This window comes from Paenibacillus sp. FSL H7-0714, from assembly GCF_038003765.1.
Classification (GTDB): Bacteria; Bacillota; Bacilli; order Paenibacillales; family Paenibacillaceae; genus Paenibacillus_AQ.
Genome location: NZ_JBBOPT010000001.1, coordinates 5,722,127 through 5,736,271, shown reverse-complemented (window position 1 = coordinate 5,736,271; position 14,145 = coordinate 5,722,127). Strand labels below are relative to the sequence as shown.

The 14,145-nt window shown below is 44.8% G+C and carries 11 protein-coding genes and 1 other annotated feature (1 of these 12 running past the window's edge); of the genes, 10 read left to right on the top strand and 1 reads right to left on the bottom strand.

The genetic code is table 11. The features are described 5' to 3' along the window. Positions 1–29: a binding site (T-box leader), on the top strand; it begins 255 nt to the left of the window's first position. A gap of 155 nt (positions 30–184) precedes the next feature. The 6 genes from NST34_RS25805 (at position 185) to NST34_RS25780 (ending at position 9,752) form a co-directional block, all read left to right on the top strand. Then, positions 185–2,821 (top strand): valine--tRNA ligase, encoded by a 2,637-nt coding sequence (locus NST34_RS25805; RefSeq protein WP_341129596.1) that lies wholly within the window; start codon positions 185–187, stop codon positions 2,819–2,821. A gap of 5 nt (positions 2,822–2,826) precedes the next feature. Beyond that, on the top strand, positions 2,827–4,203 hold the full coding sequence (locus tag NST34_RS25800; RefSeq protein WP_341052132.1) for a bifunctional folylpolyglutamate synthase/dihydrofolate synthase: 1,377 nt from the start codon (positions 2,827–2,829) through the stop codon (positions 4,201–4,203). A gap of 6 nt (positions 4,204–4,209) precedes the next feature. Next, entirely contained in the window at positions 4,210–5,589 is a 1,380-nt protein-coding gene (gene murC / locus NST34_RS25795) for a UDP-N-acetylmuramate--L-alanine ligase (protein WP_042191191.1), read from the top strand. Between the two features lie 281 nt (positions 5,590–5,870). After that, positions 5,871–7,037: a GGDEF domain-containing protein gene (locus NST34_RS25790; protein ID WP_076286490.1), complete on the top strand. Its 1,167-nt coding sequence runs from the start codon at positions 5,871–5,873 to the stop codon at positions 7,035–7,037. Positions 7,038–7,073: 36 nt separating this feature from the next. After that, entirely contained in the window at positions 7,074–8,231 is a 1,158-nt protein-coding gene (locus NST34_RS25785; RefSeq protein ID WP_340972457.1) for a GGDEF domain-containing protein, read from the top strand. Positions 8,232–8,567: 336 nt separating this feature from the next. Then, entirely contained in the window at positions 8,568–9,752 is a 1,185-nt protein-coding gene (locus tag NST34_RS25780) for a glycosyltransferase (RefSeq protein ID WP_341124311.1), read from the top strand. A gap of 93 nt (positions 9,753–9,845) precedes the next feature. Here NST34_RS25780 and NST34_RS25775 read toward each other — a convergent pair whose 3' ends face one another. After that, positions 9,846–10,832, bottom strand: coding sequence for a diaminopimelate dehydrogenase (locus NST34_RS25775; protein ID WP_076286493.1), 987 nt, complete (start codon positions 10,830–10,832; stop codon positions 9,846–9,848). Positions 10,833–11,048: 216 nt separating this feature from the next. Between NST34_RS25775 and NST34_RS25770 the strand changes: the two genes are divergently transcribed. The 4 genes from NST34_RS25770 to radC all read left to right on the top strand — a co-directional run bounded on the left by NST34_RS25770 (position 11,049) and on the right by radC (position 14,115). Then, the gene (locus NST34_RS25770; RefSeq protein ID WP_341129032.1) at positions 11,049–12,284 is read left to right on the top strand and encodes an SPOR domain-containing protein; all 1,236 of its coding nucleotides are present in this window, start codon (positions 11,049–11,051) and stop codon (positions 12,282–12,284) included. A gap of 240 nt (positions 12,285–12,524) precedes the next feature. Next, positions 12,525–12,770 (top strand): DUF4321 domain-containing protein, encoded by a 246-nt coding sequence (locus NST34_RS25765; protein ID WP_042191180.1) that lies wholly within the window; start codon positions 12,525–12,527, stop codon positions 12,768–12,770. Between the two features lie 34 nt (positions 12,771–12,804). Further along, entirely contained in the window at positions 12,805–13,401 is a 597-nt protein-coding gene (locus NST34_RS25760; protein ID WP_341129031.1) for a Maf family protein, read from the top strand. 24 nt (positions 13,402–13,425) lie between these two features. Then, complete coding sequence (gene radC / locus NST34_RS25755; protein ID WP_042191176.1) at positions 13,426–14,115, top strand: RadC family protein; 690 nt, start codon at positions 13,426–13,428, stop codon at positions 14,113–14,115. Positions 14,116–14,145: the final 30 nt, after the last annotated feature.

Genomic DNA, 14,145 nt, shown 5'->3' with positions numbered 1-14,145 from the left:
CCGCGAAAGAATGGCCTTTCGTCCTTTGAGACGAGGGGTCTTTTTGTTTTTTAGAAACCAACTACAAGTAACCAAGTGGAGGTATCAGAGAATGGCTGACCAAAACAATCTAACAGCGGCAGAGTTGCCGAACTTGCAAGATACAGCGGCAGATGCTGCCGCTGCAAATGATTCTAAGAATGAAATGCCAACCACGTATGATCCGAAATCGGCAGAAACCAAGTGGTATTCCTACTGGACAGAGGGTGGATATTTCCGTGCAGGCGGGCGTCCAGATGCAAAAGCATACAGCATTGTAATCCCGCCGCCAAACGTAACGGGAATGCTGCACATTGGTCATGCGCTTGATTTTACGCTTCAGGATATCCTGATTCGTACAAAACGGATGCAAGGCTTCGATACGTTGTGGCTACCAGGTACGGACCATGCCGGTATCGCAACGCAGACAAAGGTAGAGCAAAAGCTGCGTGAGCAGGGAATTTCTAGACATGATCTCGGCCGCGAGAAGTTTCTGGAGCAGGTGTGGGAGTGGAAAGATAAATATGCGAACACCATTCATGAGCAGTGGGCTAAGATGGGGCTTTCCCTTGACTATTCCCGCGAACGTTTTACCCTGGATGAAGGGTTGTCGAAAGCTGTACGCGAGGTATTCGTTAAGCTCTATAATAAAGGCTTGATCTACCGCGGCAAACGCATTATCAACTGGGACCCGGCGGCTCGTACAGCATTGTCGGATATCGAGGTTGAATATAAAGAAGTTAATGGTCACTTGTATCATCTGCGTTACCCGCTCAAAGACGGTAGCGGATTTATTACAGTAGCGACCACACGTCCGGAGACCATGCTGGGTGATACAGCGGTTGCTGTTCATCCGGAAGACGATCGTTATAAAGATCTGATCGGCAAAACGTTGATCCTGCCGATTATTGGCCGTGAGATTCCGATTATCGCTGATGATTATGTAGACAAAGAGTTTGGTAGTGGTGCGGTTAAGATTACACCAGCTCATGATCCGAATGACTTCGAGATGGGTCAACGTCACAATTTACCGCAGATTAACGTGATGGATGAGAGCGGTACGATGAATGAAGAAGCAGGACCTTACCAAGGTCAAGACCGGAGTGTATGTCGTAAGGCTATCACTGCTGACCTGAAGGAGCAAGGTGTGCTGATCAATATCGAAGATCATGTGCATCAAGTAGGACACAGTGAACGCTCTGGAGCGGTTGTTGAGCCGTACTTGTCCACACAATGGTTCGTGAAGATGCAGCCACTCGCTGAAGCTGCCATCAATGCACAGAAGGATGGGAACGGGGTTAACTTTGTACCGGACCGCTTCGAGAGAACTTACCTGAACTGGATCGAGAACGTACGTGATTGGTGTATTTCCCGTCAGCTGTGGTGGGGACATCGTATTCCAGCATGGTATTCCGAGTCTACTGGTGAATTGGTTGTGGCAAATGACGAGGAAGAAGCGCGCCGGATCAGTGGTCTAACCGACTTGAAACAGGACGAAGATGTACTGGATACCTGGTTTAGCTCTAATCTGTGGCCTTTCGCCACACTAGGATGGCCAGATGAGAACAGTGCAGATTTCAAACGCTACTATCCGAACGATGTGCTCGTAACAGGCTACGATATTATTTATTTCTGGGTAGCGCGGATGATCTTCTCAGCTCTTGAATTTACCGGAGAAAAACCTTTCTCAGATGTATTGATGCATGGTCTGGTACGGGATTCCGAAGGTCAAAAAATGTCCAAATCACTCGGGAATGGCGTAGACCCCCTTGAAGTAATCGAGAAGTATGGCGCAGATGCAATGCGTTACATGATTTCTACCGGAAGTACAGCTGGACAGGATCTACGCTTCCGTTGGGAAAAGGTTGAGCAGGCGCGTAATTTCGCCAATAAGATCTGGAATGCATCACGCTTCGCGTTGATGAATTTGGAAGGCGTAAGCTTTGACAATATTGACATTTCGGGTGAGCTAAGTACTGCTGATCGCTGGATTTTGCACCGTCTGAACGAAACTTCTCGTGAGATTACGCGTCTAATTGACTCGTACGAGTTCGGTGAGACCGGTCGCCAGCTGTACAATTTCATTTGGGACGATCTATGTGACTGGTATATTGAGTTCGCGAAGCTGTCACTTTACGGATCAGACGCCGCGGCCAAAGCGAAGACACAGTCTGTACTTGCCTATGTACTAGACCGCACAATGCGCTTGATTCATCCGTTTATGCCGTTTATTTCGGAAGAAATTTGGCAGCACCTTCCGCATGAAGGGGAGACGATTACGCTGGCTGCATGGCCGGAGTATGATGCTGCTCTGGAGAATCCGCAGGCCGTAGCGGAAATGAACCTGCTGATGGATGTAATCCGGGCCGTTCGTAATATCCGGGCTGAAGTGAATGTACCGATGAGCAAAAAGGTTGAATTGATCATCAAAGCGGGTAATGAAGAGACGCTGAGTATTATCACCCGTAACGACAACTACATTGGACGCTTCTGTAATACGTCTTCCTTCGAAGCTGGCCTGAATCCAGAAACGCCGGATAAGGTAATGTCCGCTGTAGTAACAGGAGCAGAACTGCTTCTGCCATTGTCGGGACTCATTGATATTGAACAAGAAATCGCTCGTCTGGAAAAAGAAGTGCAGACGCTGAACAGCGAAGTAGAACGCGTAGAGAAAAAGCTGAGCAATCAAGGCTTCGTGGCCAAAGCTCCTGCTAAAGTTATCGAAGAGGAACGGGCGAAGCAGGCAGATTATTCTGCTAAACGTGAGAAAGTACTTGCCCGCATCGCAGAGCTGAGAGGATAAGAGACATGGATGACCTAAATCGGGGCGGAAGTACCGCCCCTCTTGCGACATACACCGAAGCGGTTGATTGGATCAAGAGCCTAATCCCTTTTGGGATACGGCCAGGTTTAGATAGAATCGAGATGTTGATGGACAAGCTGGGAAATCCGCACCGTCGGCTGAAGTTTATTCATGTGGCGGGTACGAACGGCAAAGGTTCAACTTGTGCTTTTTTGACTAGTGCACTTATACAAAGCGGCTATTCAGTAGGCACCTTTACATCTCCGTATATTACAAAGTTCACGAACAGGTTCCAATATAATAATACGGACATCTCTGAAGAAACGCTTGTCGAACTGGTTAACCAATTACGTCCACTAGTCCAAGAAATTTCGGAAACGGAGTTTGGCTCACCTACGATGTTCGAGGTAACTACAGCTGTGGCCATTCTATTTTTTGCGGGCGTCTCTTGTCCTGATGTTGTCGTATGGGAGACCGGGCTTGGGGGAAGGCTGGATGTAACGAACATCGTGACTCCGATTGTTTCTGTGATTACTAATGTTGGTCATGATCACATGGATATTTTGGGAGATACGCTAGAGAAGATTGCAATGGAGAAAGCCGGAATTATTAAGACGGGCGTACCTGTTGTTAGCTGCGTAACTCAGCCGGAAGTCGTAGCGGTTCTGAAAGAGAAAGCAGCGGCTTGCCGCTCTACTCTTTATCTTGCCGGAGAAGATTTTAGCTATGAGGCTACTGAAATCCGGGAGGATGTGCAGACTTTTCATTTTAAGGGTCCCTTTCGTTCGCTTGAACTTGGGATCGTAATGAAAGGCGAGCACCAGATTAGCAATGCGGCAGCTGCCATGATGGTACTTGAGGTTCTGCGTCAGTATATGGCCTTTATGCTTGAGGATGAAGATGTGCTTGAAGGTTTGCGCCACGCATTCTGGGCTGGAAGGCTGGAAGAGGTAAGCAAGTCTCCAAGGATTGTACTGGACGGAGCACATAATCCGGAAGGTGCGGAGAGTCTTGCAAAAAGTCTGCCTCAGCTCTATCAATACGGTAAATTAAATTTACTTATGGGAATGCTGTCAAATAAGCATCATGAATCCTACTTTAAGCATATACTGCCTATAGTGGATACGCTCATCCTGACCGAACCGGATTTCCAGAACAAAATGGACGCGGAGAATCTGCAAGTTATCGCAGAAAGTCTGCGGGAGAAATATGCCAAGGAAAACTTGGCAATCATAGTAGAACATAATTGGGGAAAAGCGCTGCAGCTACTGAAGTCGATTACAGCGGAGGATGACCTTGCCGTCGTATCTGGTACGCTGTATTTAATCTCTGACGTACGCGGTACACTTTTGCAGCAACCCGATACTGAAAAAGGCTGGTGACGACTGTTGGATACTACTGAACGTGTGCATTTTATAGGGATCGGCGGCTACGGAATGAGCGCGATTGCCCGGGTAATGCTAGAAATGGGATATACAGTTACGGGCTCCGATGTGGCTGCCCAAGAATTAACGGATAAATTGATTGCTAAAGGTGCCAAGATTTATATTGGGCATACAGCAGAACAAGTAAAAGGTGCGGATCTAGTCGTATACTCTACGGCTTTGTCTAGTGATAATGTGGAATGGGTGGAAGCTGAGCGTCTTAAGATTCCAATTCTGCATCGTTCGCAAATGTTAGCCCGTTTATTGAATGAACGTAAAGGGGTAGCCGTTGCTGGAGCACACGGGAAAACTACCACCTCCTCCATGATTGCACTTGTGATGGAAGAGTGCGACGTTGATCCAACGTATATTATCGGTGGAGAGATTATGAATGTAGGTACGAATGCAAAGGCGGGACAAGGTGAGTTTGTAGTAGCGGAAGCGGATGAGAGTGATGGCTCTTTCCTGCACTATCACCCTTGGCTTGGGATCGTTACGAATGTTGAAGCGGATCACTTAGAAAATTACGACGGAGACTTTAACCGTCTTAAGGCTGCATACGTGCAGTTCATGAACCAAACGCGCGAAGATGGAACTGCTATAGTATGCGCTGACGACGAGAATGTGATTTCTCTTTTACCTGAAGTAACAGGTAAGGTGATTACTTATGGCATCAAGTCGAACACTGCGGATTATATTGCCACTGATATCGTTTTAGGCGATCGTCAAGTATCGTACACGATGAATCATAATGGAGAAGTGCTTGGACGGATTGAACTCTCCGTTCCCGGACAGTACAATCTTTATAATTCAATGGCAGCGGTAATCGCTTGTTTGAAATCAGGGATTTCTTTCGAGAAAATCGCTGAAGCAATTGTGAAATTCCATGGTGCGAAGCGCCGTTTTCAAGTGCTCGGAGAAGTCAATGACATTCTGGTCATTGATGATTATGCGCATCATCCTACAGAGATTCAGGCAACGATCAGTGCTGCTAAGGCAACAGGGAAACGGATTATTGCGGTATTCCAGCCTCAGCGCTATACACGTACTTTCTTCCTGTTAGATGCTTTCAGCCGTGCCTTTAGCGAAGCTGACGAAGTCATCATCACTGATATTTACTCTCCGGCTGGAGAGAAACAAATCGAAGGTGTTACTTCTGCGAAGCTGGTTGAGCTTATCGTTAAGAACAGTAATGCGGGCGCGAGACATCTGCCAACCAAAGAAGATGTGCTAGCTGATCTGACACCTCGTATTGCTCCAGGTGATCTGGTGATTACGATGGGCGCAGGCGATATCTGGAAGGTCGGATACGCACTGGCAGACGGTTTGAAGAAGAAGCATTAAGTTTGCAAATTGAGGCTAATTCGAGGATATTTATATTCTCTATTCAATAGCACTTCCCCAAAATTTCGTTCAGATAATCCTTGTGTTTATCTGAAGGGAGTTTAGAGGGAAGTGTTTTTTTGGTATTGTTAACGTATTTACTGATATAGTTATAAAGTGCTATAGTGCTGTCAGAAGAGGATCGATTTTTCAACGTATATTTGGGATCCCCACAAAGTACCCGAGTACGCATCGAAGCAAAGCCGCACTTTGTGGGGATATTTTCGCATAGGTGGTGACGTATGAGCTCCCTGCTTGAAATTAGAACACTGATTTATTTGTTTATTTTCGGAAATTTATTTATATTACTGCTTATAACCAATTATCGAAGTACCGCTGTTAAAGATACAGCCTCCACCTTGTTCATCCGATCAAAGGAAGTGCAGCTACTCTTTTGGTGTTCGATTTTATTATGGGATTATCTCCCTCATGCGTTGTCCATTCCGCTTAGCAATGCTCTAATCCTTGGAGGGTGCTGTCTAGAAATTACAGCGTTACTGCTGATGATGGGAGTACTGGGGCCAAAAATAAAGCGATATTACATCATCCTTTCGGTATTGAGCATAATTAGTTTTAGTATCATCGCATTATTTTTTAATCATTCCAACTTGCGCATCGCTTGTACTTCACTTTGGTCTATACTATTTATAGTTTATCCAGCTTATCATCTAACTGTGAATAAAAAGGCTACCCCTCTTCAAAAAATATTAGGCGTATTATTTTATGTATTTGCAGCGATTATGCTGATGCGGGCGCTTGTTGCATTGATTTGGGAGCCCGAGATGAATGTGTTCTCAACAAATCTCACGCAATATTTGTATTATTTGGGGATGTATTTATTATTTATCGTAGGGGCTGCCGGTTATATTCTTCTCTCAAATGAGCATTCCTTCGTCAAACTAAAAAGAATAGCCAGTTATGATGATTTGACGGGGATCCTAAACCGTGGAGCATTTCTTCAGGAAGCGGAGATAAAGCTTGAAAAGGCATTTCGAGCGCAGGAGTACTTCTCATTTTTGCTATTGGATTTGGATTATTTTAAACAGGTCAACGATACTTATGGTCATGATACCGGTGACATTGTGCTGGAAGAGTTCGCATCGACGATTAAAGATAATCTCGGAAATGGCGATTTGTTTGGCAGACTAGGGGGCGAGGAATTCGCAGTCATACTCTGTGGGGTAGATGAGCAGAGCTGCGACCAGAAAGCTGAAGCGCTTCGTGAGGCGATAATGAATACTTCCACTAATAAGGTTCAACAGGGGTACACAGTTAGTATAGGTGTAATTACGATCATGCCAGATCAGGAGATTTCGATAAATAAGTTGTACAAGCTAAGCGACAAGGCATTATATCAGGCCAAACAAGAGGGAAGAAATAGAGTCATCAGATACCGATATGTATACTGAGAGTCAGGAATACTAGGGGAGGTGAACTTCACTTATATGCATCTGGATCTCCAGACACTGCTGGTGTGTCTCTTTTTGTGGCAATCGTTCACGGTGCTGCTTATCGTGGTGTATCGTTTGCGTTATCCGCAGGAACAGACTTCTTCATTGTTTATCACAGCAAAATATTTGCAACTAGCAGCCTTGATCCTCTTATTACTGAAGGATTTTATAGATACACCACTTAGTCTACCGATCATAGCACTTCTTGCTTTGGCTGGAGGCACGCTCGAAAGCTTGGCGCTTCTAATGCTTCTCAGAGTATTCGGGAGCAAAGTGGAGAGATATTATTCTATATTATTTGGAGTATCCATTCTAGTTGTGGTGCTTATGTATTTGTTGATGCCAAAGGATCCTCTCGTTATTCCAGTCGCTTGTCTGGCTGGAGTTCTGATTATAGCCTATCCTGCTTATATACTATGTCTGAAGGTCATGGAGACTTCGCTACAAATAATAATGGGACTGCTATATTGTCTTGTCATCTTGTCGTTGGCGGGGAGAGCCTTAGAACCGCTGTATTCCGTATTAGGAATCAATACACAAGTTGCACAATTTCTTTATTTGTTTTTTTATCTCGGGATTTATTTGTATATGTTTCTAGGAACCGCGGGAATTATGCTGCTTTATAGAGAAGATTCCTTTGCAGAAATGGAGCGGGTAGCAACTTATGATGAGTTGACCGGTATTTTGAATCGCAGGTCGTTCGTTTTGCGTGCTCGGCCTTTAATAGCTGCTTCAGCGATGAAGAAACTGCCCTATTCTTTTTTACTGCTGGATGTCGATCACTTTAAGAGCATAAATGATAATTACGGCCATAATACAGGTGACCAAGTACTAACTGATTTGGCGTCTAAAATAGAGCAACAGCTTGGTCATGGTGATCTGATCGGAAGATTTGGGGGAGAAGAGTTCGCAGTGCTCCTGCACAGAGCCGATGAGAAGAGTAGTGATGTTATTGCTGAAGGAATGCGCACAGCTGTTATAGGTTCAATGATTCATGGCGTACCGCTGCACTACACGATAAGTATTGGAGTCATTACGATAGAATCGGGTGAACGTTTTTCTCTAAATAATCTCTACAAACTTTGTGATAATGCATTGTATCAAGCTAAGAAAAAGGGTCGGAACTGCGTTGTTAGAAGCTATGAAATATAAAAGTGTCTTCCTTTCGTCATTAGATGAGGAAGACACTTTTTTGTTTGCATAGGGAATAGTTCAGAATACCTAACGAGTATAAAATTTTGGAATAGAAAATTCATGTTCGTGTATTACTGGAAAAGAAGTTTTTTTGCTTGAATCTTCAAAAAAATAGCGATATATATAGGTTTATCGCAATGATTTTCGAATAAAGCATGAAAATATATAAAAATTTTAAAGGTTTCCCTATAAATCGACAAAAATTTTATGTGAAATGAGTTACTATTGAACTGCATCTAAAGTTGCAGTGATAAGTAGAGATGATTTATATAAAAAATTCAAGGAGCCAGAGTCATGCGAGAAAGAATGCTGTTCCTTTCAGCACAAAATCAAAGCGCAGAGGATCTAGAAGGAGAAATGAGAACAGGGAGTATTCTCGAGATTTTGCTAGGGAAATTTGATATTGATTTGCTGACGTATGCCAGTACGCACAAGGATATGTCTACAAATGATGGAACTGCACTAACGGTTCATTACATTAACGGGTGCATTAACTCGTGGAGATCTATGCTGCGTCCCTTACATATATTACGGAATTTCACTAATCGGAGTCATGCGGAGAAAGACATGAAGAGTACCATCTTGGAGCTTTGTAGATCGAATAATTACAGACATGTATTTATATCGCATAGCTTGCTGGGAAATTGCATTGATATGGTTCGTAATCTGCTTCCTGAGGCCAGTGTTATTACAGATACGTATCGTTTTGAGAGCGGGCTTGCCGTTGGAAAAGAAATTGGGAAGCCGAGCAGCAGTAATCCTTATTATAAACTAAATGAGGCTTTGGTTCGGCGGAATAAGCGGAGACTAATGAATAAAACGGGTGTACTCTTGGCAACCTCGGAATGGGATGCCCTTTCATTCAAATCTCTATCCTTTGCGGATGCCCGTAAAGTTCATGTTGTTCCTCATTTCATAAAAATGAATGAATACGACGTTTTTACTGAGCCTGTTGCAAAAGAAAATTCAATGGTTCTGCACTGGAATATGAACACCAGACAAGGGATTAAGGCTGCTCAAAACTTCTTTAAGAAAAGCTACCCTTTGATTAAAGAGCAAGTGCCTGATATCAAGTGTTACATCACGGGTCATGAGGTTCATACGGATGTGTTGACGCTTGTAAAGGATGATGTATCGGTCATTATCACTGGACCTTTGAAACCGTCTGCTGATTATATACGTCGTGCTAAAGCGGTTCTTGTGCCGATCCTTGAAGGTTGTGAAGTCTCCAGAAACATTCTGGAATCATGGGCACTCAAAACGCCGGTGGTTACTAGTTCTATAGTATGCGAGCGATTGAACTGTGAGCATAACCGTAATATTTTGCTTGCTAATACCTCAGTTGATGTTGTTGCTAGCGTAATAACGTTGTTAAAGAATCCTGAGATGGCAACGATTATTGCTGATCGGGCGCATCGCACATTGTTGAAGGATTACGAAGTGAATTATGTGAAGAACAAGATTCTTAGTCTTGTGTAAAAGGTACGCCCGAGAAGGCTCTGCCTGCAGTATATAAAAAACCCGCGAGGACGTTTTAGGGTCCTACGCGGGTTATTTCATTTTTGTATGATTTTACAGCAGGTTGCGGCGTAATTCTTCTGGAGATTTCGGAGACAACATTCCAAGTGGAATATCGAATACTGTACGCGCTCCGCTCTGTCCTTCTTGACTCATACGCTGAGCGGCTCTGGCATAGGCCACGAGAACACTAGCTGTAAATTCTGGATTGCTCTCCAGCTTCAGGCCGAATTCAACAATCTGCTTCGTACCTTCCCCTGTTACACCACTGCGAATAACAAACCCGCCGTGCGGAATTCCGCTATGCTGAGCTGCCAATTCTTCTTCAGTGATGAAAGTAACCGTAGTATCATAATCTGCAAAATAGTTCGGCATATTCACGATTTCTGCACGAATGCGTTCTTGATCTGCCCCTGCTTCAGCCACTACAAAACACTCTCTAAGGTGTTTTTGACGAGTGGTAAGCTCTGGTGTTTCACCAGCGCGAATGGCCTCAATAACCTCTTGTACTGGAACGGTATATTGTACACCAGCTTTAACTCCATCTACTCTGCGGATCGCATCGGAGTGGCCTTGGCTAACGCCTTTGCCCCAGAAGGTGTATTCTTTACCTTGTGGAAGAATAGCTTCAGCGAGCAGACGATTCATTGAGAATAAGCCTGGATCCCAACCAGTAGAAATTACGCTGAGTGTTCCACCTTGTTTAGCTGCGGCGTCAACGGTCTCGTAGAACTCGGGGATTTTGGCATGAGTATCAAAGCTGTCCACGGTATTAAACATCCGGGCAATGGCTGGTGTTTGTTCTGGCAGATCGGTAGCCGATCCTCCGCATAGAATCATAACATCCACTTTACCCTTATATTGTTCGACGGCAGAGATGTGTTCGAACTTCACACCGGCTTCTCCGGCTTCCAGTTGTCCAGGTTCTCTGCGCGTAAAGATCGCAACTAGCTCGATATCTTCACTTTGGTTGATAGCCTTACGTACACCTTTTCCTAAATTTCCGTAGCCTACAATAGCTGCTTGAATTTTTTGTTTCAGAAGAAGCCCTCCTAATCAGTAGTGAACTAAAGCATCATTTCTAGCTTACCTAGTATAGTGTACACTTTTAGCTCTTTTTATATAGTATATAAAAGGTACATGTAATGTAAACTGAATCTGCATAATCTTTCATAATTCCTATGGCTTAAAAATAGCATATCTCTCTATTGTCTATCATATATTTACTTATAGATTAGATGAGGTGAGGTGTAACTGTTGAATAACGGAAGAATGACATTCCGATTTGACGTGAACAAGGACGAGCCTAAACCAAAGCCTAAAGTGGTGGAGCGCTGGTCAAATGGCGGATTGGGCACAGCTGAAGAGTACGCTGAGGGACTGCGTCAAGAGGTAGGTCCAGCACAGCAAACATGGCTTTATGAGCCTGATTTTCGTTCCACGCATGAGGCACCACCGGAAGATTCCTATGACTATTACTCGGGTACTGTAGATCCACGTCAGGAAGAATGGGACGAACAGGATAAGGATTTTAGATATACACAGCAATCGTATCTTCTGTCAGATATGGTTTCGGATAGCAGGGATAAATTAGAGAATGTATCCTCTGGCAGTTACGGAGGCTCTTATCATACTCGGCGTCCTTCGTATTGGTGGAAATTAGCTCTTTCTGTTACGGGAGCCATCGGCACAGGGGTACTGCTTGGTTATGCTGCACTTTCTTTTTTTTACGGAGGGAATATGGACAGCAGTTCTGGAAATGGGACAGCAGACATGGCGGCTACTTCAGTGCAGTCCAGTGGAGCTAAAGATCCGGCAGGTGTAGGTACATCAGGATTACCAGTGACGGGTACTGAAAATGCAGGGAAGAACACCATCCCAGTTCAAGTAGCTGCGCAAAGCTATTATCTGCTGCAGTACGGAGTATTCAGTACACCTGCAGGTGCTGAAGAGGCTCGCCAGGAGTTGTTAACCGCAGGATTGGCTGCGGGTATGGATCCTGCAGACGGCAATCGTGTGTATGCTGGAATGTCATCCGACCGTGAACAGGCCAAGCTACTTAGCAGCGGACTAAAGAATCAGGGTATTGAACTGTATGTGAGAGAGGTGGCACTTCCCGGGGCTGAACAGCTTGTCTATACCGGTAATGCAGAGGAAGTGAAGAACTATTTCTCCGTGAGTGGGCAGCTGCTCAGTGAACTAAGCAGTCAATCTGCTTCTTTACTTAGCGCTGGCCAAACTAGTACGACAGCAAATACCCCCGCTATGAGTGATCTCCATCTGAAATGGAGTGAAGCAGTAAAAGTGCTGGAACAAGGCGTATCTCCTGAAGCCAAAAGCATTTGCGCAGCGTTAGAGAAATCAATGAGCCAAGGGATATCAGCCTGGAGTGAATATAACAAGAACAAGGCTCAGGGCCTACTTTGGGAAGTGCAAGAATCGATGCTGAGCTTTTTGACTAGCCAGAAACAGCTACTAACTGCAATGAATTAACTGATAGATTGTTGACATTAAAGACAGCAAGCCTCCAGATGTGGGGGCTTGCTGTTTTGGCGCGAAAGAGGAAATTATCCCTATATAACTTAAACTATAATTGATACGGAGGATGGTATCGCTCCGCAACTTTTAGTGCAAATGGTGGTAAACATTACCGTAAGGGATTTTACGTTTGTATTGATCACAATTTCACCGTATAATAATTAGGGTGTCAAAAAATGGCGAGGGAAGACTGAGATGAAGAAGAAAAATGTAGGAACACTGCTGTTATTTCTAATTCTAGGCTGGCTGGCTGGAGCCTGGATCGCCAAGCTACTGCAGCCGGTAAAGGCTCTTTCTTTTCTAACAACATCGACTGTGCTTAAGTGGTCTCCGCGAGCCGATTTGGACATCATAACCTATGACATCACTATTCATTTGAAATTGTGCATGCTAAGTCTCGTCGGTATTATTACAGCTGTATGGCTGTACCGAAGACTGTAACTCTCGTTACTGATCAAGAAGGGACGTTTACAACGTGGACAACTCACAACACATTATTTTAGCCTCAGGTTCACCGCGTCGACGAGAGCTTTTGTCTTTACTGGGCTTGCCTTTTGAGGTCATTACCAGCGAAGCTGACGAAAGCACACCACCGAACTTTACGCCGGAGCAAATCGTGCGCAGTTTGGCTCTACGAAAAGCAGAGGCTGTAGTGGCTGCAGCAGGAGAGCGTAACGCAGTAATTATTGGTAGTGATACGATTGTTGTACTAGATAACACTGTGCTAGGCAAACCGGTGGACGAGCTGGACAGTAAATCGATGCTTACCAGACTTCAGGGCCGGAATCATAAGGTATACACGGGTGTAGCTTGTATTGGACTTCCGCATGGAAAGACTATAGTGGAGCACCGTGTTACTTCCGTAACGATGAGAGCAATGACGGAGAATGAAATTATTGCTTATATAGCTACGGGAGAGCCCGCTGATAAGGCTGGCTCTTATGCGATACAAGGGCTTGGCTCCACCTTGGTGGAACGAATTGAAGGCTGTTATTTCAATGTTGTCGGATTGCCGCTGTCGCTTCTTGGCGAAATGCTGTCCGAGTTCGGTATAACTGTATTGAACCGGTAGGAAGCTTGGGAAAGAGGGATAGGGATGGAGTCGCAATCAGTAATGCTGCGGGACCTCCCCCATGAAGAACGACCAAGAGAGCGCATGATGCATTATGGGGCGGAATCATTAAGTCAAGCGGAGTTGTTAGCCATTCTGCTGCGTACGGGAACACGCCGTGAATCGGCTATTCATATTGCACAGCAGATGCTGGGGAAAATCGGTGGCCTGCGTGGGCTAGTTGACCTTAGCATCGAAGAACTGACCGAAATCAAAGGTATCGGCCCTGCCAAGGCCGTGCAACTAAAAGCAGGCATCGAACTTGGAAGGCGCCTTGCGAACTCCAGGTTTAACATGCCGGTCATTATCCGTTGTCCTGAGGACGCTGCGGAGATACTGACTGAGCAATTGCGTTATCTGCAGAAGGAGCATTTTGTCTGCTTGTTTCTGAATACGAAGAATCATGTGATAGGACAAGAAACGTTGTCTATGGGCAGTCTTAATGCTTCGATTGTTCATCCTCGTGAGGTATTCCGAGCAGCTATAAAATGTAGTAGTGCCTCTATCATATGCGCACATAATCATCCTAGTGGTGATCCAACGCCTAGTCCGGAGGATATCTCCTTGACCTCAAGACTGCTTCAGGCAGGCGAGATTGTCGGGATTGACGTGTTAGATCATCTAATTATCGGTGATAGCAGCTTTGTAAGCTTGAAAGAAAAAGGACACATGTAATATAAATGTGAAGATTTACTTAGGAAAAGG